The organism is Spirochaetota bacterium, from assembly GCA_025061835.1.
Taxonomy (GTDB): Bacteria; Spirochaetota; Brevinematia; order DTOW01; family DTOW01; genus SKYB106.
Map to the genome: position 1 here is coordinate 12,993 of JANXAC010000010.1, position 24,834 is coordinate 37,826.

General features: G+C 36.2%; 24 protein-coding genes and 3 tRNA genes. 8 read left to right on the plus strand and 19 right to left on the minus strand.

What is annotated here, in order from left to right:
* Window positions 1-44: 44 nt before the first annotated feature.
* The 4 genes from guaB to proC all read right to left on the minus strand — a co-directional run bounded on the left by guaB (window position 45) and on the right by proC (window position 4,476).
* Window positions 45-1,517, minus strand: coding sequence for an IMP dehydrogenase (guaB, locus tag NZ579_05030; protein ID MCS7299307.1), 1,473 nt, complete (start codon window positions 1,515-1,517; stop codon window positions 45-47).
* Between the two features lie 64 nt (window positions 1,518-1,581).
* Window positions 1,582-3,030 carry a hypothetical protein gene (locus NZ579_05035; GenBank protein MCS7299308.1) on the minus strand — a complete coding sequence of 483 codons (1,449 nt, stop codon included), beginning with the start codon at window positions 3,028-3,030 and terminating at the stop codon, window positions 1,582-1,584.
* Between the two features lie 142 nt (window positions 3,031-3,172).
* The gene (locus NZ579_05040; protein MCS7299309.1) at window positions 3,173-3,640 is read right to left on the minus strand and encodes a DUF721 domain-containing protein; all 468 of its coding nucleotides are present in this window, start codon (window positions 3,638-3,640) and stop codon (window positions 3,173-3,175) included.
* Window positions 3,637-4,476: a pyrroline-5-carboxylate reductase gene (gene proC / locus NZ579_05045; protein ID MCS7299310.1), complete on the minus strand. Its 840-nt coding sequence runs from the start codon at window positions 4,474-4,476 to the stop codon at window positions 3,637-3,639. The genes NZ579_05040 and proC overlap by 4 nt, the downstream gene beginning before the upstream one ends.
* A 141-nt stretch (window positions 4,477-4,617) precedes the next feature.
* On the opposite strand from proC, the gene ptsP reads away from it, so the two are divergent.
* Window positions 4,618-6,381: a phosphoenolpyruvate--protein phosphotransferase gene (ptsP, locus tag NZ579_05050; protein ID MCS7299311.1), complete on the plus strand. Its 1,764-nt coding sequence runs from the start codon at window positions 4,618-4,620 to the stop codon at window positions 6,379-6,381.
* Window positions 6,382-6,505: 124 nt separating this feature from the next.
* Window positions 6,506-7,435 (plus strand): M23 family metallopeptidase, encoded by a 930-nt coding sequence (locus tag NZ579_05055; protein MCS7299312.1) that lies wholly within the window; start codon window positions 6,506-6,508, stop codon window positions 7,433-7,435.
* Here the strand turns inward: NZ579_05055 and hflX are convergent.
* Window positions 7,382-8,491, minus strand: coding sequence for a GTPase HflX (gene hflX / locus NZ579_05060; GenBank protein ID MCS7299313.1), 1,110 nt, complete (start codon window positions 8,489-8,491; stop codon window positions 7,382-7,384). The genes NZ579_05055 and hflX overlap by 54 nt on opposite strands.
* A gap of 244 nt (window positions 8,492-8,735) precedes the next feature.
* On the opposite strand from hflX, the gene NZ579_05065 reads away from it, so the two are divergent.
* Window positions 8,736-10,349, plus strand: coding sequence for a CTP synthase (locus NZ579_05065; protein ID MCS7299314.1), 1,614 nt, complete (start codon window positions 8,736-8,738; stop codon window positions 10,347-10,349).
* 102 nt (window positions 10,350-10,451) lie between these two features.
* Window positions 10,452-11,855, plus strand: a complete 1,404-nt coding sequence (locus tag NZ579_05070; protein MCS7299315.1) for a class II fumarate hydratase — start codon at window positions 10,452-10,454, stop codon at window positions 11,853-11,855.
* Here the strand turns inward: NZ579_05070 and NZ579_05075 are convergent.
* The 5 genes from NZ579_05075 to NZ579_05095 all read right to left on the minus strand — a co-directional run bounded on the left by NZ579_05075 (window position 11,846) and on the right by NZ579_05095 (window position 15,977).
* Window positions 11,846-12,433, minus strand: coding sequence for an NfeD family protein (locus NZ579_05075; protein MCS7299316.1), 588 nt, complete (start codon window positions 12,431-12,433; stop codon window positions 11,846-11,848). The genes NZ579_05070 and NZ579_05075 overlap by 10 nt on opposite strands.
* A gap of 71 nt (window positions 12,434-12,504) precedes the next feature.
* Window positions 12,505-12,577, minus strand: a tRNA-Val gene (locus tag NZ579_05080).
* Window positions 12,568-13,086, minus strand: coding sequence for a 3-isopropylmalate dehydratase small subunit (leuD, locus tag NZ579_05085; protein MCS7299317.1), 519 nt, complete (start codon window positions 13,084-13,086; stop codon window positions 12,568-12,570). The genes NZ579_05080 and leuD overlap by 10 nt, the downstream gene beginning before the upstream one ends.
* Window positions 13,087-13,261: 175 nt before the next feature.
* Window positions 13,262-15,031, minus strand: coding sequence for an aspartate--tRNA ligase (gene aspS, locus NZ579_05090; GenBank protein MCS7299318.1), 1,770 nt, complete (start codon window positions 15,029-15,031; stop codon window positions 13,262-13,264).
* 73 nt (window positions 15,032-15,104) lie between these two features.
* Entirely contained in the window at window positions 15,105-15,977 is an 873-nt protein-coding gene (locus NZ579_05095; protein ID MCS7299319.1) for a class I SAM-dependent methyltransferase, read from the minus strand.
* 104 nt (window positions 15,978-16,081) lie between these two features.
* Between NZ579_05095 and queC the strand changes: the two genes are divergently transcribed.
* Window positions 16,082-16,774 (plus strand): 7-cyano-7-deazaguanine synthase QueC, encoded by a 693-nt coding sequence (gene queC, locus NZ579_05100; protein ID MCS7299320.1) that lies wholly within the window; start codon window positions 16,082-16,084, stop codon window positions 16,772-16,774.
* Here the strand turns inward: queC and NZ579_05105 are convergent.
* Genes NZ579_05105 through NZ579_05120 form a run of 4 tightly spaced genes read right to left on the minus strand, consistent with a single transcriptional unit; the run spans window position 16,771 to window position 20,471 of the window.
* Window positions 16,771-17,430 (minus strand): ABC transporter ATP-binding protein, encoded by a 660-nt coding sequence (locus tag NZ579_05105; protein ID MCS7299321.1) that lies wholly within the window; start codon window positions 17,428-17,430, stop codon window positions 16,771-16,773. The two genes, queC and NZ579_05105, sit on opposite strands and share 4 nt — an antisense overlap.
* A gap of 34 nt (window positions 17,431-17,464) precedes the next feature.
* Window positions 17,465-18,556 carry a phospho-N-acetylmuramoyl-pentapeptide-transferase gene (gene mraY, locus NZ579_05110; protein ID MCS7299322.1) on the minus strand — a complete coding sequence of 364 codons (1,092 nt, stop codon included), beginning with the start codon at window positions 18,554-18,556 and terminating at the stop codon, window positions 17,465-17,467.
* On the minus strand, window positions 18,557-20,014 hold the full coding sequence (gene trpE / locus NZ579_05115; protein MCS7299323.1) for an anthranilate synthase component I: 1,458 nt from the start codon (window positions 20,012-20,014) through the stop codon (window positions 18,557-18,559).
* 4 nt (window positions 20,015-20,018) lie between these two features.
* Window positions 20,019-20,471, minus strand: coding sequence for a GatB/YqeY domain-containing protein (locus tag NZ579_05120; protein MCS7299324.1), 453 nt, complete (start codon window positions 20,469-20,471; stop codon window positions 20,019-20,021).
* A gap of 143 nt (window positions 20,472-20,614) precedes the next feature.
* On the opposite strand from NZ579_05120, the gene NZ579_05125 reads away from it, so the two are divergent.
* Window positions 20,615-21,349 (plus strand): cytochrome c biogenesis protein CcdA, encoded by a 735-nt coding sequence (locus NZ579_05125; protein ID MCS7299325.1) that lies wholly within the window; start codon window positions 20,615-20,617, stop codon window positions 21,347-21,349.
* Between the two features lie 262 nt (window positions 21,350-21,611).
* Window positions 21,612-22,490 carry a DUF6175 family protein gene (locus NZ579_05130; GenBank protein ID MCS7299326.1) on the plus strand — a complete coding sequence of 293 codons (879 nt, stop codon included), beginning with the start codon at window positions 21,612-21,614 and terminating at the stop codon, window positions 22,488-22,490.
* Here the strand turns inward: NZ579_05130 and NZ579_05135 are convergent.
* The 5 genes from NZ579_05135 to NZ579_05155 all read right to left on the minus strand — a co-directional run bounded on the left by NZ579_05135 (window position 22,487) and on the right by NZ579_05155 (window position 23,847).
* The gene (locus NZ579_05135) at window positions 22,487-23,107 is read right to left on the minus strand and encodes a hypothetical protein (GenBank protein ID MCS7299327.1); all 621 of its coding nucleotides are present in this window, start codon (window positions 23,105-23,107) and stop codon (window positions 22,487-22,489) included. The genes NZ579_05130 and NZ579_05135 overlap by 4 nt on opposite strands.
* Before the next feature lies 1 nt (window position 23,108).
* Window positions 23,109-23,183 (minus strand) — tRNA-Glu (locus tag NZ579_05140).
* Between the two features lie 7 nt (window positions 23,184-23,190).
* A tRNA-Gln gene (locus NZ579_05145) sits at window positions 23,191-23,262 on the minus strand.
* Between the two features lie 6 nt (window positions 23,263-23,268).
* Window positions 23,269-23,475: a 30S ribosomal protein S21 gene (gene rpsU, locus NZ579_05150; GenBank protein ID MCS7299328.1), complete on the minus strand. Its 207-nt coding sequence runs from the start codon at window positions 23,473-23,475 to the stop codon at window positions 23,269-23,271.
* A 27-nt stretch (window positions 23,476-23,502) separates the two neighbouring features.
* Window positions 23,503-23,847 (minus strand): histidine triad nucleotide-binding protein, encoded by a 345-nt coding sequence (locus tag NZ579_05155; GenBank protein ID MCS7299329.1) that lies wholly within the window; start codon window positions 23,845-23,847, stop codon window positions 23,503-23,505.
* 172 nt (window positions 23,848-24,019) lie between these two features.
* On the opposite strand from NZ579_05155, the gene NZ579_05160 reads away from it, so the two are divergent.
* Window positions 24,020-24,802, plus strand: a complete 783-nt coding sequence (locus tag NZ579_05160) for a hypothetical protein (GenBank protein ID MCS7299330.1) — start codon at window positions 24,020-24,022, stop codon at window positions 24,800-24,802.
* Window positions 24,803-24,834: the final 32 nt, after the last annotated feature.

Consider the following 24,834-nt stretch of genomic DNA (forward strand, 5'->3'; position numbering starts at 1 on the left):
CCCGATTTTACTCACAAAAATTTCTGAATTTCTGAAGGTCAAGCCTATGTGTTATCTATAATCGGTGAGGTATTGTAGTTAGGAGACTCTTTGGTTATTATGACGTCGTGAGGATGACTCTCTCTTAAACCTGCGTTTGTTATTCTAATGAATTTTGCTTTAGTTTGTAATTCACTTATATTCTTAGCACCTACATAGCCCATAGAAGACTTCAAGCCACCTACAAGTTGATATATTATTTCCTTAAGAGGACCTTTGAAAGGAACCATACCTTCTATACCTTCAGGAACAAACTTTCCGGGAATACCTTGAGGATACCTGTTTGAACCTGACATCATAGCGCCGAGAGACCCCATACCCCTGTAAGTTTTATAACTTCTACCCTTGTATATTATCATTTCACCAGGACTTTCTTCAGTCCCCGCTAGAAGATTTCCTAACATCACACTATCAGCACCAGCAGAGATTGCTTTTGCTATATCACCCGAATACTTTATACCACCGTCTGCTATGAGAGGTATGTTTTCACTTTTTGTTGCTCTGTAAGCCTCAAGAATCGCAAATATTTGAGGAACACCTACACCAGTAACAACTCTAGTTGTACATATTGAACCGGGACCTATACCGACTTTAACAGCATCAACCCCTGCATCAACCAAATATTTAGCCCCCTCGTAAGTAGCAATATTTCCTGCAATTACATCAACGTTAAACTTACTTTTCACATACTTTACCATATCTCTAACTCTAGTTGTATGACCATGAGCAGTATCAATAACAATCACATCAACTTCAGCCTTAACAAGTTCATAAACCCTCTCTTTCTCCTGATCACTCGTTCCAACGGCAGCACCAACCCTTAATCTACCCTTCACATCCTTCGTTGAAGTATCATTACTCTTTATCTTCTCCATATCCTTCATAGTTATAAGTCCCTTTACTCTAAAATCCTTATCAACTATCGGCAGTTTCTCAACTCTGTTTTTAAGCATTATATCCCTAGCCTCATCAACTGAAATACCCTCATAGGAAAAAATCAACCTCTCTCTTGGTGTCATAACATCTTTAACTCTACCACCGTTTCTACTCGCTCTGACATCCCTCCTCGTAAGAATACCAACGACTTTACTATCATCATTAACTACTATCAAGCCCGAAATGCTATTTGCTTCCATAAGACTCACCGCAGATTCAAGTGTCTCATTCAAGTTTATAACAATAGGGTCATCTATAAGAATATTCTCAAACCTTTTAACCTTAACAACCTCCCTAACCTGCTCTTCTATACTAAAGTTTCTGTGTATTATACCTATACCTCCGAGTTGTGCAATCGCAATCGCCATCCTAGCATCAGTAACGGTATCCATAGCAGCACTCACAATAGGAATAGACATCTTTATGTTTCTAGTAAGTCTTGTAGTAGTATCAACCTCACTAGGTAAAACATCAGACTCCCCAGGCAGGATCAAAACATCATCAAAAGTCAGTGCAAAATCACCAGTATAAAACTTGTCCATACATTTCTCCTTTTAAGAATTTTAACTTCGTTAAAGATTGGTTTTCAATAACGAGAAAAAACAACTAACTTTTCAAAAACCATCTAACCGCTAACGATAGTATCACAAAAACCATCAAAACCCACCAAGATGAAATATCAATCCTAACAGTATCAACAACTTTACTTGAATATCTCTTTTTAACACTTTCAACTAAATCTCTGCTCAACTTTTCATATACAATTGAATTCCCACCTAAATTCCTCGCTCCACTAAAAGCAGTCTCAAACAAAACCTTACTACCCTCAAACCCACTATCTTTCACAAAAAATCTCAACAAACTACCGAAAAAATCACTAGCAAACGATGAATAAACCCCAACCTTCAAATTATCAACATCAACTTTAGTAATATCTTTAGCAAGAACGAAAATAAACTCTCTTCCCTCATACTTAAGATACACACTAATACCAACCTTATCAAGACTAGCAACCTCCCCAGAAACCTTCGGAAAACTATACCTAGCAACCTCATCAATAACAACTGGATAAGAAAAAGATATGTCAAAAACTCTAGCTCCCTCAACAAAAGTAAAATCACTTTCAGTCAGTTTGACATTCCTAACCTTTGAGAAAGAAAATACCTCCCTCACAAACTCGTCATCCGCTCCCACAACTACTACCTTACTACCTTCTCTAGTAATCCCAAGAATATCTCTAAATCTAAAGACACTACCTCTAGGATACCCAACAACGAGATTATCAAACACTTCATTAACCTTCATATTCTTACCCTTCTCAAAATCTAGAAGTAAATCATATGTATATCCGACCCCCTTAACCGCATTCACAAAACTTCTCAAATCCCTATTAAACTCAAACCACAAAATCAAAAGATTAGGTGTTTTCTGAACCTTGTAGTAAATGTTAGTATTAAGCGAACTTATTAAAATCTCTTCTTTAAGCCTATCAACAGGTATAATATGGTTTTCAGAAGCACCCCCCTTATACAAAACTTCCCTACTCCTGTAGTCAATTACCTTAATCTCACTCTTCGCAATCATACCAATCTTAAGGTAATCAACCTGACCTATGTTTATGATTGATATATTACTTACAAGATGGTTTGTAAATACTCTATTTCCAAGCGATACGAAGATAATGTTAGTTTTATTCTCAAGTTCCTTAGGAACTTGGAAAAGAAAATCAGAAACGACAAAAAAAACATCATTATCATTAATGTTAATGAAATCATCTGGCTTGTTGTAAGGCTCACCAAACCTTCTGATAAAATCAAACCCCATACCCTCCAAACTTCTCTCAACATTCCCAACAATACTTCTAGAACTATCAGAATAATCAAGCATCAGAACAGCGTTAGGATACCTATCAACAAGAGTATCAAAATTCACAACCAATGGCAGCGCAACTAGGAACATAATTACCAAAACAACGGCATATATAAACTCCTTTCTGGCTATAAAGAATGCGATTGATACTATTGCTAGTATGGTGCTTAAGATTATTAGTGTCATGTTTGTTTTATTTTAATTGAGTGGTTTGTTATTGTTCTAACAAACAAGTTAACATAACTTTAATCCTAAATATCCTACCAAACAAATGGGTAGAATTAACATCACAAGCAAACAGAACGAGTATTAACCTTAATCATCCAATTTATCTCTTAAATTTCCTGATAATACAAACTGTTTTAAAGAATGTGCTTAAAGCATCTCTTAGTTGGTCATCCTCAACTCTACTAACGAGTTCATCAATTTTTGCCTTCTCTAACCTAGTAAGACTAGGAATTTCTAGATCACCAATCTCTGGAGTTGTAAGAAAACTTTTAAACTTCAGGAACTTGTTGATATTATAGACTGTCTTTATAGTCTTGACCCTTATATTTGTGAATTCCTTTATTCTATCTTTTAGATTTTTCTGGTTTAGGTATATTTCTGTTGCTATCGTTGGGTCATCACAAGCGAGGTATAACTCCGATTTCTTCACAAAAAACTTGTATGGAACTGAGTGATTGAACAAGAAATTTCCTGATATATCCTTCCAGCGTATTAGAATTGAAAAAGTTATTGAAACACTGGGAGATAAGTTTCTTGAAAGTATCCTTTTAAGGATTTTGGAAATCATTTTGACAACTCTCTTGACTTTTTCGTTGCTTCCCCGACTGCTTTGATAAACGCAAATCTAATCCTGTTCTCTTCAAGAACCTTAAGCCCTTCTGCGGTAGTACCAGCCGGCGACATAACCATATCCTTGAGTTCCTCTGGGTGTATCTTGCCGATATTTTCTATAACCATTTTAGCACTCCCTAGAACCGTTTGTGAAGCAAGAAGCATAGCATCCTTCCTACTCAAGCCCATTCTAACCCCACCATCTGCCAAAGCCTGTATAACAACAAAGACATAAGCAGGACCACTTCCCGAAAGACCAGTTATCACATCCATAAGCTCCTCATTCTCAACGACTATTCCCCTACCAAGCGAATCAAAAATGGAGACTACAATTTTTCTATACTCTTCTGAAACTCCTTCTGGAAAGAAAATTCCGTAAGCCCCCTCCCCTACCAAAGCAGGAGTATTAGGCATAACTCTAACAATCGGCATTTCAAAACCAAGAACCTTAACTATCTTCTCAATCCTAACACCGGCAAGAATAGATACCAAAACCTTGTCTTTCAAACTCCTTCTATATGTTTCATGAGAGTCCCTTATGGCATTAGATACACCTTCAAGCGAAGACTCTAAATCTTTCGGCTTAACTGCCAAAAACACTATATCAGACGAGTTAAAAACATCTATCTCTCTATCCTTTACGATAAACCCTAAACTCCTAGCTTCATCTAACTTTGAAGATAGTTTATCATACACACATATATTTTCTTTGGAAGTAATACCTTTTGAGACAATACCCCTCGCCAAAGCACTACCCATATTACCGAAACCTATAAAACCTACTCTTTTCATACATTCCTAACAAAGTATCAAGAAAAGCAAAGTATTTTTTCAAAAATTATTCCTCAAATATGTAGCAATCTTTTAATCGGCTCATACTTAAAAACAACGAAGTGTAGAAAAATTGTTAGCACATACTTTATCATTATCTTGATGGTAGAATTGAAGGGTGTTTCAATATCAAAAGGAATAAGTATAGGTAGGGCTTACCTAATAGAACCAGTCAGCATAGGGTTTCAGATTGAGAAAATACATCCTGAAGAGATCAAAAAAGAGACACAGATATTTCTATCTGCAGTTGAGAAAACTGAAGAAGACATAGAGAAGATATATTCAAGTTCCAAAGGTTCTGTTAGAGAGTTGAAGGTATTTTTTCTGAATATAATTAAGGACAATACAATAATTACCAGAATTGTTAATTCTATTGCGAATGAAAAGATAAGCGCCAAATCTGCCATATTCAAGACTATGGACATCATAGAAAATCAGTTTAAGACATTACCTAACTTTCCCCAAGAGAAGATGCAAGACATAATATCAGTGTTCTACAGACTAATAAAGAATGTTGAGGAGGTAAAATCTGGACTTAAAACTAATAGAAAGACAGAATTAGAAGATGAAGAGAAGATAGAGGATCACATCCTCGTGGGCGTTGAAATAGACCCTACTCAACTTCTTGAAATACTACAAACCAAGAATATAAAAGGTATAGTGCTAGAAAAAGGAGGTAGTGCTTCACACGCTTCGGTAATAGCACATCAACACGGAATACCTGCTATCTTTGCAGTCAAGGATCTGATGAAAAACACTAGGGAAGATGATATAATACTCATCAACGCTAATGAAGGCAGAATTATAGTAAATCCTGATAGTAAGACATTGTCTCACTTTAGAATTGAAAAGATAAAGTTTGAAACATACAGAGAGCAATTGCTTGACATCCTTGATAAACCAACAAAAACAATAGACAACAAGAAGTGTTATATTATGTTAAACATATCTGAACCCTACGAGGTAAGTGATGAAAACACTAGATACTACGATGGAGTTGGACTTTTTAGAACAGAATTTATTGTTTTGAATAAAGGTAGGTTTCTGTCTGAAGATGAGCAAGTAGAGATATACACATCCGTCGCCGAAAAGTTCGCAGGAAAACCTGTCATAATAAGACTTCTAGATATAGGTGGTGATAAAGTTTTTGAGAAAAACCTTAGTGAATCAAAACCTGCTCTTGGCTGGAGGTCAATAAGGATTCTGTTTAGCCGCAAAGAGGAATTATTAAAACAAATTAGGGCAATCATAAAAAGCAACGTATATAAAAACCTTAAGATACTCGTTCCAATGGTCTCATCACTTGAAGAAGTTAGGAAGATAAGACACTACTTTACTGTCGCTTTGGAACAATTACACAATGAAAATAACAAGGTAAACGGCGATGTGCCAATAGGTATAATGGTTGAGATACCTTCCGTTGCAGTCATGATAAAGGAATTTCTTAAAGAAAGTGATTTCATAAGCATAGGAACCAACGATCTTACACAATACATGCTAGGAGTGGATAGAAATAACGAAACTATAGCAGAATACTACGAACCGCTAAACCCATCAGTTTTGAAACTCGTTCATCACTGTATTCATCTTGCAAATAAGATGGGAAAGTTTGTTTCCGTATGTGGTGAGATAGCAGGAGACCCAAAATACACTAGACTGCTACTCGGTATGGGCTTATCAACATTTAGTATGCCACAGGAGTCTGCTCCTTTCGTTAAAAACATAATAGTAAATACACATTCAATGGAACTAATCAATTTGCTACAAAAAGTAAAAGAAGCACTGACTCCTAAAGAAGTAAAAAAAATCATAGAGGAGGATTACCTAGAATTCCAAAGGAGAATAGGAACCCCTATTATGTCTTAAACTATCTCTTGGTTGGAGTAAGTTAGATAATCTGACAGAAAATTTGGTTTCAAAAATTAGGGAATTTGAAATTACAAGGAACAGATTTTATAATTTTAAACTAACCTATTTTTGTGATTGGGGTATGAAGAAGGTTTTAGTTATAATTTTTTGGTTATTTCTTTACAATATTTATGGAATTGAGATCTTTCTTTATCCTACAAACCATCTGGCTAGGAAGGGCGAAACTATAGGCTTAGTAGTCCGAGAAACAGAAGAGAACAAAGTTGTATCTGTATCTCTGGAAGATAGTTTCAACTATAACATCTACAGAGTAGATAACAACATTGTTTATTCCATCATAGGAATACCTCATACAATTGCAACCAACTTTAATATTGTTCTTACCTTAAGTAATACTATCAGCAATAATATCTGGTATGAATTGATAAACTTTAATGTTTCTTACGATGTTCTATCCTACGCTAAAAGAAAACCAAAAGATATAAAAGATTTTAATATCTATAATGATTTGAACTTCAAAACAAACAGATTTAGATTAAACACCAATTACACCGGTAGAATAAGCCTATTTGTAGTTCCTATACCTGGCGAAATAGGAGATGGGTATGGAGTGAATAGGTCAAGAGGTGGAACACTCTACGGCAGAATACACTTAGGGATAGACATACTGAGAGAACGAGGAGCAAAAGTCTATTCCACATCAGATGGTGTTGTTGCTATCACTTCATACGATAGAAAAGCAGGTAATTATGTTGTCGTTGATCACGGCTACGGTGTAGCTTCAGTGTATATGCACTTGAGTAAGATAAATGTCAGAAAAGGTCAATTCGTGGATACTAATACAGTCATAGGTTTAGTAGGTTCCACTGGTAGGTCTGTAGGTCCTCACTTACACTTCGGAATATCAGTGAATAATGTATATGTTGATCCAATTATATTCTTTGAGAGAGACTATACTGTCCAAAGCATCATATCAAATGGTATGAGAATAATACTATCAAACTCTACATTTGCTGATACTTCCAACAATCTCAACCAACCTTCTTCTTAATCCCCTAATATTTATTCCTTCCTTTGCAGATATAAACACTGAATTTGGATACTTCTCTTCCAGTTCTCTGATAACACCTACATCCTTTAGCAAGTCAATCTTGTTAAAAACATAGAGTGATTCTGGAACTTCAGTTCCATCTGTTTTGAATATAGTCTTTAAAATATTATTCACAGATGCTATCTTATCATCAATGAAATCGGAATTAATATCAACGACATGTAAAAGTAAATCCGAGACCTTGACAACTTCTAGCGTTGAGTAAAATGCCTCAACAAGTTGCGGAGGAACATCTTCAATAAACCCTACAGTATCAGTTATCGTCATAATAAAACCATCTATGTATAGTTTTTTAGTTTTCGTGTCCAGTGTTGAAAAAAGTTTATCCTCCTCCAAAACACCTGCCTTAGTAAGGTAGTTCATAAGTGTTGATTTACCACTATTCGTATAGCCAACTATTGAAATATTGAATATACCTCTTCGCAATTTGAGTTGGTTACGCCTATGTTTTTTTATCTCCTCTATTCTTGACTTGAGTACTCTTATCTTCTCTTTTATGTGCCTCTTCATAACCTCTGTTCTTCTTTCACCAGGTCCTCTCAATCCAATACCTCCCTTGATCTGTTCCATACCTTTACCTATACCATACAACCTAGGTAGTTCAACCATAAGCGATGCAAGTTCAACCTGTAGTTTAGCCTCCATACTCACAGCATGCTCTTTAAATATCATAAGCACTAGATCAACTTTCGTTAAAACTTTCCTTCCTAGTTCGTTCTCAAGATTTCTTATATGAACAGGTGACAGATCATTGTAAAAGATAATGTAATCAACCTCTGAAAGGTATGGTAATAGTTTAATATACTCAACCTTTCCTCTAGTTATGTAGAACGCAGGATCCAGTCGCTTAACTTTTATACTTGCTACTTCGTAGGCCTTCCAACCAAGTGTATTGATGAGACTTCTTATCTCACTTAATCTGTCTTCCAATTTGTTTTCAGGTATGTTTAGTTTATCTTCAACTACAAAGAAGGCTATACACTTAGCATTCCTCACAATCAAATAATACCAACTATCAATGAAGAAATCAAATTTTTATCTGTCTCTCTTAAACGACAGTGACTAGAATTTTGTTGTTGATATGAATTAAAATTTCGTAATTATCAACACCATCTAGAACTAGAGAAGTTGAGTATGAAAAAAGTCTAGAGTCTTGCCTACTTATCTAGTGGGGATCAGAGTTTATTGTCATTCTGAGGTAAAATTGATAAGGATCGGTATTTTTATTTAGGATTTTTTTATGAAGTTAGACCGAACGAAATATATTTTCGTGACAGGAGGTGTTTGCTCGTCTCTTGGTAAGGGAGTAAGCACTGCATCGGTAGGTCTTCTACTCAAGAGTATGGGATACAAAGTAAATATTGTCAAGGTAGACCCATACCTCAATGTAGATGCAGGAACAATGAGTCCTTACCAGCACGGAGAGGTCTATGTAACATTTGATGGCGGTGAAACTGATCTTGATTTAGGAACTTACGAACGATTTCTCAACCAGAGAATGTATAAAACAAGTTCAATAACCGCAGGAAAAGTATATCAGAATGTGATAGAAAAAGAAAGAAGGGGAGATTACCTTGGTCAAACGGTCCAAGTAATACCCCATGTTACCAACGAAATAAAAGAACTGATAAGGACGGCAGAAGACGTTGAAGGTGGCAAGGTAGATATATTACTCGTTGAAGTTGGAGGAACTGTCGGAGACATAGAGAGTATACCTTTTATTGAGGCGATAAGACAGTTTATTATTGATGTTGGAAGGCGTAATTGTCTTTTCATACATGTTACTCTACTACCATACTTACATTCTTCAGACGAGATAAAAACAAAACCTACGCAGCACTCAGTAGCAAAACTACGGGAACTTGGAATACAACCTGACATACTTATATGCAGAGCAGATAAGGATTTCTCAAAGAATGAGATCAAAAAAATAGCATTGTTTTCCAATGTTGAGGAGAAGGCCGTTATCAAATCTCTTAATGTTTCAACGATATACGAGGTTCCGCTATCATACATGGAACAAGAGTTAGACAAAACAATATGCGATTACCTCTCTATCCCTTATACTCATCCTGAACTTTCATCACTACAAAAGAAAATAGACATATTCAAATCAATAGATGAAGAGGTTACAATTGCAATAGTCGGCAAATATGTTAGTTTGAGAGATTCTTACAAAAGCATATACGAAGCATTATTTCACGCAGGAATAGATAATAAAGTAAAGGTAAAAACACTTAATATTGAGTCAGACAAGGTATCGGAAGATGAATTGTATAGTATCCTGTCAAAGGCTGATGGGATACTAGTTCCAGGAGGTTTTGGTAAAAGAGGAATAGAAGGTAAAATACTATCAGTAAAGTATGCTAGGGAAAACAACATTCCCTTTCTCGGAATATGTCTCGGAATGCAGATCATGTCAATTGAGTTTGCTAGGAATGTATTAGGACTTACTGAAGCAAATAGTATGGAGTTTGATAGTAAGACATCACACCCTGTCATATCAATGCTTGATGAACAGAAAAGAGTAGTTATGAAAGGTGGAACAATGAGACTAGGAGCACAAAAAGTTATTATCAAACCGAACACAATCGCTTACCAGAGTTATGGACAACAAGAAGCATATGAAAGACATAGACACAGGTATGAGTTCAACCCCGAGTATATACCTTCGTTTGAAGATAACGATATTGAGTTTTCAGGTTTTAGCGAAAAGGGACTGGTAGAGATAATAGAGAATAAATCAAACGCATTTATGGTAGGCGTTCAATTCCATCCCGAGTTTCAATCATCTATCTTCTCTCCTAACCCTATATTCAAAACGTTCGTAAAATCCGTGATTGAAAATGCTTAGCCATATGTGTTTAATCGTTCAGTCAAACATGTTAGATAAAGCGATCCTTTTGAATTTTGATTGATTTACACTGAAAATAAGTCTTATTTATACTCATTGTATATGAGAGAGAATAGTGAATTTAGAATTGAAAAGGATACAATAGGTGAGATTAAAGTACCGAAAGATGCTTACTGGGGGGCTCAAACTCAAAGAGCAATTGAAAACTTCAGAATAAGTCACTACAAAATGCCGATTGAGATAATCAAAGCAATAGCTATTATCAAGTATGCTTCAGCGGAGACAAATAGAGAGTTAGGCTTGCTTGATTCAAATTTTTCGGAATATATAAAGATTGCTTCAGAAGAGATAATATATTCTGAAGACGATAAGAACTTTCCTGTTGATATCTTTCAAACTGGTAGTGGAACTTCTACAAATATGAATGTCAATGAAGTTATATCAACAAGAGCGAATGAACTTCTCACAGGAGTAAAAAACACAATACATCCAATACATCCAAACGACCATGTCAATAAAGGTCAGTCTTCCAATGATGTAATACCTTCTGCGATAAGGATAGCAGCATCTGTTCTTCTTGATACAGAACTTATACCAAAACTTGAGGTCTTAAGAGAGTCAATATCAAACAAGTCAAAACAGTTTAGGAATGTTGTTAAGACTGGTAGAACGCATCTGATGGATGCAGTGCCAATATCTTTTGGACAGGAATTTTCAGGATGGGAGAGACAGATAGAAAATGGTATTGAAAGGCTAAAATCATCCTATCCCCGGCTACTTGAACTTCCGATAGGTGGAACTGCAGTTGGAACAGGTATAAACACTCATCCAAAGTTTTCTGAACTTGTTGTAAAAGTAATATCTGAAAAAACAGGTATCCAGTTTATGGTTGCAAAAAACAAGTTTGAAGGAATCGCCAGTATGGACATAGCAAGCGAGGTTTCAGGTCATCTCAAAACAATCGCTAGTAGCCTTATGAAGATAGCAAACGATATAAGACTTATGAATAGCGGTCCGAATGCAGGAATAGGAGAGATCACTATTCCTACACTACAGCCCGGATCCTCTATAATGCCTGGCAAAGTAAATCCTGTCATTCCAGAAGCAGTTAGAATGGTGTGTGCTAGAGTTATAGGTAATGATACTACCATCACTATCTCTTCTTCTCTCGGTGAGTTTGAACTCAACACAATGCTACCAATAATAGGTTTTACCCTCGTTGAGTCAATCAAATTACTCTCAAACGCATCTTACCTTCTTGCAAAGAAGGTTATTGACGGGATAAAGATAAACAGAGAGAGAGTTCAGAAAATGATAGAGTCCAACAATATGGTAATCACTCTCCTTTCACCTATACTAGGATACGAAAAATCGGCAGAGTTATACAAAAAAGCGGTCGAACAGAACAAAAGTATAAGAGAAGTCGTGATTGAAAGTGAGTTAATAGAGCCTCAAAAACTTGATGAGATACTGGACTTTCGTAAGATGATTTCTAATCATGATTGAACCTTTCTTACTATAAGTTTTATTCCGTCAATTCCAACAACCTCAACTCTTTCCCCTACTTCAATCGTAATATTAGGATCTTCTGAAATAGCATTCCAATCAAGTATGCCATTTATCGGCATATCCAACCTTACCTTACCTATTTTGGTTTGAGTGATAGTTTGAATAACATCACCTTTCATACCTACATACTTGAATATAGGATCTTGGCTTTGAACTTTTCCAGAAGCACTTTTCTTTCTGTAAGCGAAATAAGACACTATCATAATCACAGAAAGACCTAACCACGCAATTATTTGCATCTCAAGTGTTTTGAGAAATAGAAGCGTAAGGACTGAAACAAACATCGCAGAAAGACCAAGCCAAAAGAATATAGCCCCCGGCACAAAGAGTTCCAGGACGAAAAGCAGAGTACCTATTGACGCCCAAATCCAGTATTCAAGTCCCGGTGTTCCAACTCCTACAACAGGAAGTGGTAGAGTCGTATTTGTAAGCTGGTTGGTAATCTGATTTGTAATGTTTGTGATAGCATTATTGTTCATAGCAATAATATAACCAACTATCAAAAAATCTTTCAACTAGCCTACTAACATTAATCTTAAGATCCTATAGCCCTAAAAATATGGAACATAACTTGTTTTCGCGAATCTGGGCGGTAGAGGATTCGAACCTCTGACCTCTTGCTTGTAAGGCAAGCGCTCTAACCCCTGAGCTAACCGCCCCTCTTTTCCTGTTTCTTCTGCTCTATCCTTGCTTTAGCATAATTCATTATTCCACCATGGTTGAATATTTCAAATAGAAACTGAGGGAATGGTTTTATCCTAAACTCCTTATTCTTCGTTAAGTTTCTAACGACTCCACCTTCAAGGTCTATTTCCAAAACATCGCCAGTATCCGTGCTATCAACTGCTTCAGGTGCTTCTATGATAGGTAGTGCTCTGTTTATTGAATTCCTAAAGAATATTCCAGCAAAAGACTTCGCTACTACTGCACTCACACCTACTGCTTTTATGGATATAACAGCATGTTCTCTTGACGACCCAGAACCAAAGTTCTTACCAGCAACTATAATATCGCCAGGCTGAACTTTTGATACGAACGTTGGGTCTTCATCCTCAAGACAGTGTTTTGCAAGTTCCTTCGGATCTGTTGTATTGAGATACCTTGCGGGTATTATCTTATCAGTATCAATATTATCTCCATACTTCCAAACCTTACCTCTCACAACCATAAAACTACCTCACAAGATTTTCAAATTCTGTAGGATACTATCTCATCATCTCAAATTAGCAATGAGAATTTAATTATGGAATTTATTTACTAACAGATTAAAAGTATCCTATGTTATTAAACTACGAAAACTTTAAAAATCTAAAAAACATTAAGTCTGTTAAAATTTTCCAGAGTTATTCTTCTTCAATTTTTATTCCCAACTCTTTGAGTTGTCTCTTTTCAATCTCTGAAGGAGCATTACTTAACGGACAGAATGCCTTTTGTGTTTTTGGAAAAGCTATAACATCCCTTATGCTATCCATCCGTTGTAGTATCGCAACTAACCTATCAAGTCCTATTGCAAGCCCACCGTGAGGTGGAGCACCGTACTTAAACGCTTCAAGTAGAAAACCAAACTTCTCACTTGCTTCCTCTTCTGAAAGACCTATTAGTTTGAATATCTTTCTCTGTAAATCTTGGTTATATATTCTTATACTACCACCACCTATCTCTGTTCCATTTAGGATTATATCATAACTTTGAGCTCTTACCTTAAGTGGATCAGTATCAAGCAAAGGTATATCTTCATAAACCGGAGCGGTGAAAGGATGGTGTAGCGGGTCTAACCTACTCTCCTCATCGTTCCATTCAAATAGAGGGAAATTAATAACCCAGCAGAACTTGAATTCATCTTTTATCAAGTTCAGCTTATTAGCCATTCTGAGTCTTATTTGTCCCAAAGTTCTAGTTGAGATATCCCACTTGTCTGCTACGATAAGAAGTAATGAACCTTCCTTCGCAGAGGTTTTTGATATGATTTGTTTTCTTACTTCTTCAGAGAAGAATTTTGTAAGGTTTGAGTCAAGGTCCCCATTTTTAACTCTGAACCAGGCAACTCCCTTCGCACCAAACTCCGTAACCCACTCCCTAAGAAAGTCAACCTCACTTCTTGATACTTCATCACCTCTCTCAACTACTATACATTTTATCACACCACCATTCTCAACAGCATCTCTAAAAACCTTAAATTCAGTGTTCTTCGCAATATCCGTTATATCCACAATCTCCATACCAAATCTCAAGTCAGGTTTATCAGACCCAAACCTATTCATAGCTTCTTCATAGGATAGCACAGGGAACTTGTCTTTAAACTCAATTCCATAAACTCTAAACAGTATTTCTTTAATCATTCCCTCAACTGTATCCATAACAGTGTTCATATCAACGAAAGACATTTCAAGGTCAATCTGTGTGAATTCTGGCTGTCTATCTGCTCTCAAATCCTCGTCTCTAAAGCATCTTGCAATCTGATAATACCTATCAAATCCTGCAACCATAAGTATCTGCTTGAATATCTGTGGAGACTGTGGTAAAGCATAAAACTTACCTCGGTTTAACCTACTTGGAACAACGAAGTCCCTCGCTCCTTCAGGAGTTGATCTTATAAGCATTGGTGTCTCTATCTCCAGAAAGTTCTTTGAGTTTAGATAGTTTCTTGCAGTTTGGGTTATCAAGTGTCGCTTAATGATATTTTCCTTCATCATCTCCGACCTTAAGTCTAAATACCTATACTTTAGCCTCTTTTCTTCAGACACAATTTGAGGTTCATCAAAAGGTATAGGTGGTGTTTCTGAAGTGTTTAAGATTTCAAAATCACTAGCCCAAATCTCAACAGTTCCTGTTTTAATATTAGGGTTTATACTCTCCTCTGGTCTCTTTCTAACAATTCCTTTGACTGCTAAAACAAACTCATCCCGTAGTTCCCTTGCTCTCTCGTGAAGTTTTTTATCAACTTCAGGATTAAAGACAACTTGAACAACACCTCTTATATCCCTCAAATCAACGAAGGTAAGCCCTCCGTGGTCCCTCACAGTCTTAACCCAACCATTTACAACAACTTCCTTATTAACATACTTTTCGGTTATCTCGCCGCAGTAGTCAGTTCTAATCCACTCACTCTTCATAGTGCGACTAATTATAACCGATGGACTGAAGAGATTACCAAAAGAGTTATATATCAAGAAAGAAAATCAACTATCACTTAAACGCAATCATCACCATTGAACTCATAACCGTGAAATCACCTATCCTAATCTTACCAAACAAATGATACAACGATGTCTTCAAAACCTTTATATACCTCTGAAATCCAGATGTGTTTAGAAATACCTTCACAACTTTAGGCAATACTCCAAACTCCACTGGGTAAAACTCATATATCTTACTGTACCCTACTTTAGTAAGCAAGTTCCTTAAGGTAGTGTTTGAAAAGTAATGTAAATGCCCAGGTAAATAGTAGTGATAATTACCTCCCCAAAACCTACTCTGAAGTCCATCAATATTAGCAGTTTGGACAAGGAGTATCCCACCGTTTGTGTTAGCATTATAAATTTTCCTCATTACACTCACTGGGTCTTGAAGATGCTCAACAACTTCAATCAAAGTTATTATATCAAACCTATTACTACCTATATCTACATCCGATACATCTCCAACGAAAACTTCAATCCCTCTGCTTCTTGCGTAATTAGCCGAATACTCTGATATTTCAATACCATAAGGCTGAAGACCAAACCTCTTAGCCTCCTCAAGCAAACCACCAAAAGAACAACCTACATCAAGTATAGTTTTAGGTTCTCTTGAGTTCTCCATAGTGTATATCTCTATCAGTTTCTTGATTCTTCTACTCCAAACTAATCTAGAACCTCTTACCTTACGCTCATCTATGTAAGAATATTCACTCTTACCAGAGTAATAGTTTTCTGTATAATAACTGACAATCTCATCTTTTGTAGGCAAAGGAAACCTAAACGCAACTCCACAACTCCTACACCTATACACATCAAACAAATAACTGTTAGACCTAACAAAGAACGATATATCACTACTACCACATACCCTACAACTCATATTCCAAATCTTCGGAACAAGGCAATATACTTTTAGTTAGTTTGGAATCTGGTATTTGTAAGTTTCAGAATTAAGCTTCGTTAGTATCTGGAGGCATCCTGAATATGCGTAACGAAGCTATCGTTCTACACTCTGGTGGGCTTGATAGCACTACCGCTCTATTCTGGGCTAGGAAAAAGTTTGATAATGTAGTTGCACTAAACATAAACTACGGTCAGAAACACAGTATAGAAACATTTATCTCAAGAAAGTTATGCGATGAGTATGAAATCCAGAGAATTGAGATTGACATATCTGGACTAAAGTTTCTTCTCTCTACATCATCACTCGTTGGTAGCAGAGAGATAGCAGAAAAGGAATATCCCGAAAAGGGTATAATATCAACTTATGTTCCAATGAGAAATACACTGCTAGGATTAGTAGCAGGTATTGTAGCAGAGATAAGAGATATAAACAACATAGTTTTAGGAATACATGCAAGCGACTCTCCTAATTATCCTGATACTCGCCCAGAGTGGGCTTCCGCACTTGAAACAGTTCTAACAACTGGGTCAAAATTCGCTTTTGAAGGGAGAAGAGTTGTCGTTCATACACCATTCATAGACCTTAAGAAAAAAGACATAATATTGATAGCCAAAGAACTTGAAGTGCCATTTGAACTTACTTGGAGTTGCTATTCACCCAGACTACTTGGAAACATTGTAAAACCTTGTATGGAGTGTCCATCCTGTAACGCTAGAAAAAAAGCATTTGAAGAAGCAGGCATCCAAGATACACTATCTTACATTGATATTTAAGACAACCTTATGATGCTATCTGTTCTTTCAGCAAGAGATAGATTATGAGTAGCCATAATGCAAGTCTTACCAAGTTCTTTGACTAGTTTATAGAACAGAGAGAATACAATTTCAGAGTTCTTCGGGTCAAGGTTACCAGTAGGTTCATCCGCTATCACAAATTCAGGGTCATTTATCAATGCTCTCGCTATACTCACTCTCTGCCTCTCTCCACCAGAAATCTCATCAATACCTCTATTGACCTTATCTACAATTCCTAGAAAGTCCAGTAGTTCTTTCGCTTTTCTAAATATGTTCTCTTTGTCTAACTTACCCATCACCATAGAAGGTATCACAACATTCTCAATAACAGAAAATCCTTTAAGAAGAAAATGGTTCTGAAACACATATCCTACTTTTTTGTTCCTAAACTCTGCAAGTTCGTCCTCATCCAACTTCGTTATGTCAATACCATCAACAATTACACTTCCACTATCTACCCCATCTATCGCACCTATTATGTTAAGAAGTGTCGTCTTACCAGAACCACTTTCTCCTATTATTGAAACAAATTTTCCCCTGTCCATTGATACAGAAAATCCATCAAATACAACAACTCTGTTACCATTACTCTCAAGGTATGATTTTACAATATTATCTACTACTATAAAACTCATACTACAACACCCTGCACTATCAATAAAATTAACTTCATCTTATCTTGAGGCTTGCTAGAGCTATCACTGCAAATATTACACCTAGTATCCAGAACCTTATAAGAACCTGCGGCTCACTCCAACCACCAAGTTCAAAGTGATGGTGAAGCGGTGCCATCCTGAATATTCTCTTACCTCCTGTAAGTCTGTAATAAACAATTTGTATGGCAGTTGATAGAGTTTCCATCACAAATACCATTCCAACTATTACAAGTAATAGTTCTTGTTTAGTGATTATTGATATAGCACCTAATGTTGCACCAAGCGATAACGCACCTGTATCCCCCATAAATATTTTCGCAGGATGAGCATTATACCAAAGAAAACCTCCAAGTGCTCCAACAATACTACCTGCAACAACCGCAACCTCACCAACCTTGTCTATATAAGGAATGAGTAAGTAATTTGCTATCACTATATTACCTGCAAGGTAAGCAAACAGCCCAAAAACTGCAAAAGCAATCGCGGCAAGTCCAGCAGCAAGTCCATCTATACCGTCAGTAAGATTGACAGCATTTGATGAACCAGTTATAACAAGTATGTAGAAAACAAACGCCAAAGCTAACGGTATAGTCAAAACAACATTGTTAGTGTATGGTATAAATATACTATCAAAATAAGGTTTAAATGGAGGATATAAGTATAGAGAGATAATAAACAAAAAGGAGAAAAAAAGTTGCAGAGAGTACTTTTGAAGAATTGAAAGACCTCTATGACTTCTTCTTACTCTCTTGAGGTAATCGTCCATAAATCCTATGAAACCAAAAGCAAACATCACAGAAAGTATAAGAGGAATATAAATGTTATTCATCCTAGCCCATAGTATTGAAGATATAATACTTGACAAAATAAATAGAAAACCACCCATCGTCGGAGTATTCTGCTTCTTTAGATGTGATTGAGGTCCAAATTCTCTCTCATTCTGTTTAAACTGGAGTCTTGAAACAACCTCAATAAACTTTGGCATAATGATGAAAACTATAAGAAAAGCGGTAAGCGAAGCCATAAGTGTCCTAAAGGTTATGTATCTAAACAAGTTAAATCCAAAAAACCAATCTCTCAATGGAAAGAATACATCATATAGCATCTACATCCCTCCAATTGCTAGTTCTACTGCTCTCAAGACTGCCTTCGCTTTGTTCAGTGTTTCATTATACTCACTTTCTGGAACTGAATCATAAACAACACCGGCACCTGCTTGAACAAAAGCATCATTACCTTTTGCTACCATTGTCCTAAGTATAATAGCAGAGTCCATATTCCCGTTAAACCCTAGGTACATAACAGCACCAGCATAAGGTCCTCTCCTTACATTCTCAAATTCATCAATGATCTCCATTGCTCTTATCTTAGGAGCACCAGTTACAGTACCCGCAGGGAAGAGTGCCTTCATAACATCTATCGGCTTCCTATCCTTATTTACCTTACCCTTAACACTTGAGACTATATGCATAACATGGGAGTATCTCTCTATAACCATATACTCATCAACTCTAACACTTCCATACTCCGAAATTCTCCCTATGTCATTCCTCCCAAGATCAACTAGCATAATATGCTCTGCCAATTCTTTTTGGTCAGATAGAAGTTCTTTTTCAAGTATCTTATCCTCTTCTGGTGTTTTACCTCTTGGTCTTGTGCCTGCTATAGGTCTTGTTTCAACTTCTCTACCCCACACCTTAACAAGCATCTCTGGAGAAGACCCAGAAATCACAACATCACCAAAACTCAAGTGATACATATAAGGAGACGGATTTATCATTCTAAGTCTTCTATAAACCTCAAACGGATCAATCTCTAACTTAAAGTTCAACCTTTGTGATAATACAACTTGGAATATGTCTCCATTGTGTATATATCTTTTTGACTTCTCAACTATCTTTATAAACTCATCTCTATCAAAGTTAGATTTCCAACTAATAGATAGTTCGCTACCACGGTAACCTTGAGATAGATTGAGGGGAGATTTTATAGTCTCAATAACCTCTTCTATTTTTCTACTTCCAGCACTAACTGCTTCAGTTTCATAGGATATCACAGGCTCAATTGAGATGACCTTTATGAATTTTGAAACATTATCAAAACAGATCAGTATGGAAGGGAAAACGAAGTAAAACTCTGGAAAGTCAAAAGGATCTAGGTTCTTATCAGGAATTCTCTCAATATATCTTATAGTATCATAAGATAGATATCCAACTGCCCCACCATAAAAAGGCACATCTAGAGGTATCTCACTCCCCTTCAGAATCTCAACATTTGATAGAGATTGTAAAACCGCAAATGGGTCTTCAGTTGTGTCCATAACCTGCTCAATACCCTCTATTGAATACTCCGCAAGACTTCTACCATTCACCTCACTCTTCTTCTTTGCTTTGAATATAAGAAATGGTTTTATACCAATAAACGAATACCTACCTACAACTTCATTACCTATCACACTTTCAAGTAGAAAAGAGTGTAGTGATAAGTCCTTTAACTTCAGATAAAGAGAAACAGGTGTCTCAATGTCACCCGGTAATGTTTTCTCTAATATAACAACTTTCATAAAATTACTTTGATAGCATCTCTTCAACGATTCTTTTGACAACACTTCCATCAGTCCTACCCTTTACCTTCGGCATAATTTCTTTCATAACCTTCCCAATATCAGAAGGTGAGGAAGCACCAACCATCTCTATTACCTCCTTACACATCTCTCTTATCTCATCCTCTGTAAGTTGTTTCGGTAAATAAGACTCCAGTATCTCAACCTCTCTCCTCTCCTTACCTGCTAAATCTTCTCTACCACCCTTCTCGTAAAGTTCAATAGCCTCCTTTCTCTTCTTGATCTCCTTCTGTATTACCGAAATTATTTCCTCTTCGTTTAGTTCCTTATTATTACTCCTCAACTCTATCTCTCTATACTTTATCGCAGACTTAAGCATATTCAGAGTTTCTCTCTTTGCTTCATCCCTCTCTTTCACAGCATTCTTGTAATCCTCATTTATCTTATCCAGTATCATACCTACCTCCACCATAAGTATGAATACAATTTTAATCTGAATTAACAACATTTTTCTAATTAAATACCCACCACAACAAAACTCTCCAAACACAGAAACATTCCTTGACACATCATAGGGTATATAGTATATTATTTTAAGTTATGGAAGTAGGAATTCCAATAGCATTAATCGCTGGACTACTATCGTTTGTATCACCTTGTATTCTTCCACTAATATTACCCTACATATCTCTGATTTCCGGAATATCCGTCAGTAGTATAAAGGAAGGACAGATAACGAGTAGAGATAGACTAATAATAATCTTATCTACACTTTTCTTCATAATAGGATTTACAACTGTTTTCATAGTTTTTGGTGTAATAGCTGGACAGTTTGGTGGTGTTTTAGCCGACGCGAAAAACATCTTTAGCAGAGTCGCTGGTGCAATCATCATTATCTTTGGACTACACATCCTAGGAATTATCAGAATACCATTCCTTGACTACGAAGCAAGGATAAGAAATTTTCCAACACAGAGGATAAGATTCCTTACGGCCTTTGTAATGGGGCTTTTATTTGCATTCGGATGGACACCTTGTATAGGACCTATTCTAGGTAGTATCATAGGAATAGCATTTTATGGAGGGAATACAACTTACGGAGCAGTACTTCTCGGAGTTTATTCAATAGGTCTGGCAATACCATTCTTCATAGTAGCGATATTCATAAACTCTGCAGTAAGTCTCATTGCAAAGTTGAGGAATGTAATTAAGTTCGTAGAGATTGCTAGTGGTATCATCCTTATACTAGTAGGTATTGCTTTGATAACTGATACCCTAGGTGTAATATCAGGATATCTGCTTGATTTGTTCCCATTTCTAGGATCTCTTGGCTAATAAATTCAATCTTCTTATCCTAAAATACAATTCTAATCTGGTAAGAATTAATGAGGAAGAACCTCCTATCACCTCGTAAAATAAGTGTGTAAAGTAAGAATGTGTGATTTTTATAAACAAACAAGTTAACATAATTAAAAGAATGCTTTTTCGTTGAATTTACTAACTGCCATTCTTAACAATGAAGGGCTCATCTTGCTAAAATTTTCAGTTTGAAAACATTTGATTGTATTTTTATTATACTATGTAGTTGGAGGTATTCATGAAACACATTCACAAGGCACTATTATGCTTGAGTTTAGTTATCTTAGGATTTTTCATAGGAGGTCAAACTCAATCCATAAAAGATGAGGACATAAAACTACAACTCTCAAAGGACTCACCACTTAAAGGAAAAACAGTTCTTGTTTTCCCCTCAGCTTCTGAATACAGAAGTATGGATAAAGATGAGGATCTAAAGTTTCTTGTTGATACCATAAACTCATACCTTGCGGAATTGGATGTTGAGTATGTTGATTACAAAAGAAGTCTTGAAATGAGCAAGAAGTTTATGGCAGTATATGAGGAGAAAAAAGGACAAGCGATGACACTAGCACAGATGTTAGCTAACGAGATAAAAGCACCAGTATATATGGAAGTTGATATCACTGTGAAATCAGAACCACACGAGAAGTATAAGGGATGGACGGTAGTAGAAGGTATAGCAAACATAAAAGCCTACGACTCATCAACTGCGAGAGGACTCGGAAACTCTCAATCAGGTCAGAAACTTGTAAATAACGCAAGCGACGACAGAAACGCAAGAAGAGTAGTCTTAACTTACATAGCGAAGAAAACACTACAGGACCTACTACCGAAGATTGAGAAATATCTAATGAAAGGAGAGAAGATTGAACTTAGAGTTATAGGGCTAAAGGACCTTAAGGCAGTTAAGGATTTTTCAACCTTCCTAAACACTCTACCTGGTATTCAGGAAGTCAAAAGAAAGTCTGTCTCTGGGGACCTAGCAGTTTTTGATGTAACCTACGGTGGTGGTGTTGAATCATTCCTTAACGACCTCGCTGATCTTGCTATTACATACCCAGAATACGAGAAGATGAAAGTAGACCAGACAGGTAACAGTGTTAGTATAAAACTCTAGTCAATAAAGTATATGTAATACGCGACGTTAGGGTGAGGTTTTTTAAAGTTCTTGTTAAGTTCGTAAGTGCCCATATTTTTCCACTTTGTCTCACCTTTCTTATTGGCAACTAGATAATCAACATAATAGGTGTATATCTTTGATTTACCGTATTTATGAATAAAGTCTATGACTTCGAAACTAGGCACTCTCCCTACAACATTGAGATACTTACCATCCTTAAGTTTCACTACATATTCTATTGGATAGAAGTTATACATTATCTTACCATCCTTATCTATTTTTGAAAACTCCGGAAACCAAGTCACAGGATGGATATATTCTATGCTAGTATATGGGGTATCTAATGTTATCTCCACGTTTTTGTCAACATGGTTCATAACCACATTTGAAGTTTTAAAAACTACTTTACCATCTATAGACTTTTTGTTGAAGAATTCAACTCTTGCTTTTATTTCAACATCTTTCTTTAACTCTTGCTTGACAACATTTTGGTTTGTTACCTGACCGTTCGTTCTTTGACTATTTGTAATCTGAAGTGAGCTAGAAACTTGTGATTGTGAGTAGATAGGAAGGAGTAAAATCACAGTAATTGCAAAAGCTTTTATTAAGCTCATTCGCCCCCAACGGGATTTGAACCCGTGTTTCCACCTTGAGAGGGTGATGTCCTAGACCAGGCTAGACGATGGGGGCATTTGTGCTGCGGGAGGAGGACTCGAACCCCCACTAGCTGATCCAGAGTCAGCCGTCCTGCCAATTAGACGATCCCGCAAGACAATTACTTTTTCTTATCTTTAGTGCCTTGAAGTCTTCTTAATTTCTTTTTCATAGCAGCAAGCTTTTCTTTTCTCTCCTCACTCGGTTTCTTATACCTCAAGTGTGCTTTATACTCTGACAGTATCCCTTCCATCTCAACGAACCTTTTAAACTTTTTCAGAGCAAACTCAACATTATCTCCATCTCTTATTTCAACAACCAAAGCCATCTAATCACCTCCCTTATAATTGAATGACTAGCCCGGTGGCCAGGTCATCTGTCTGCCACCAAGTATATGAAAATGTAAATGAAACACGGTTTGTCCACCTTTGTGTAGATAGTTAACAACTACACGAAAACCATCATTCTCTAGATTCTTGATCCTTACAACTTGCTTTATGGTTCTAAATATACTACTCAATAGATTACTATCTTCAAGTTCCATCAAATTCGGTATATGTTTCTTTGGAATCACAAGAGTATGGACTGGAGCTTGAGGATTTATATCATCAAACGCAAGAGTATCTTCATCCTCATAAACAATCTTTGAAGGGATCTCCTTCCTGACTATTTTACAGAATATACAATTCTCTACACCCATCAACCAGCGTATATTTTAAACCACTTACAACTAGCTTTTTCAAATTCAAAAGATGTATACATCATTAACTTCGCAGATTAAAAAATAAATTCAGTAATCACTCTACACTTACCTACCACCACTACCCTAATTTGACATGAGTAAGTTTCTCTTATTTAGAATTCGCTAATATATGACAGAAGCACTACTAGAGGATATAAAAAAATGCACTCCCAATGATCTATTCATAATAGTTTTAAACAAGTTAGGTTTCACAAAATTCAATCACTCTCTTCCACCCCAGTATAGAGACAGGTATGACCCTAGTAACACTCCTAGTATGTTTGTCAATATAACTGAAAAGACATTAAAAACATTATTAGAGATTGACAAGCTACTTCTATACACCAAGGGTATAGAACTCAAACTTTACGGTCCCCACGAACAACGAAGAATAATAGAATATATAACAAACAAAATACTAGACTTCATAGGAAAATCAGATATAGTTCACATAACTAATGTCATAATGGAGTTGGTTGATAACGCAGAAAAAGCAAATTTCATCAGTGTTATAAAAGATAACAAGATTGATATACCAGTAAGCGAAACGGACTTAATACTGAAGAATCGTGAAGAAGTCGTAGAACTATGCCAAAAGTTCAACAAGTGGGTTAAGATATCTTGGAAATTTTCAAAAGATATATTCAAAGTTGAAGTGAGCAATAATGTTGTAATTCCTTCAGATCAAGCAAAAAAACTCAGAGATAAAGCAAGTTCAGATATTACTACTATCGTTGACGGGTTTGTTGAAAATGAAGATGAAGATAAATTAGGAGCAGGATTAGGATTATTCTTTGTAAAATTCTTCATTGATGACCTCAAGCAAAGAGATATAGAAGCAATATTCCGAATATACTCAACAGAAAAGAATACTTACGCTACAATTTCTTTATTCTTTGAGAAATTCCAGTAAGACGCTAAACATCCTTGTCTATTTAACGAAAA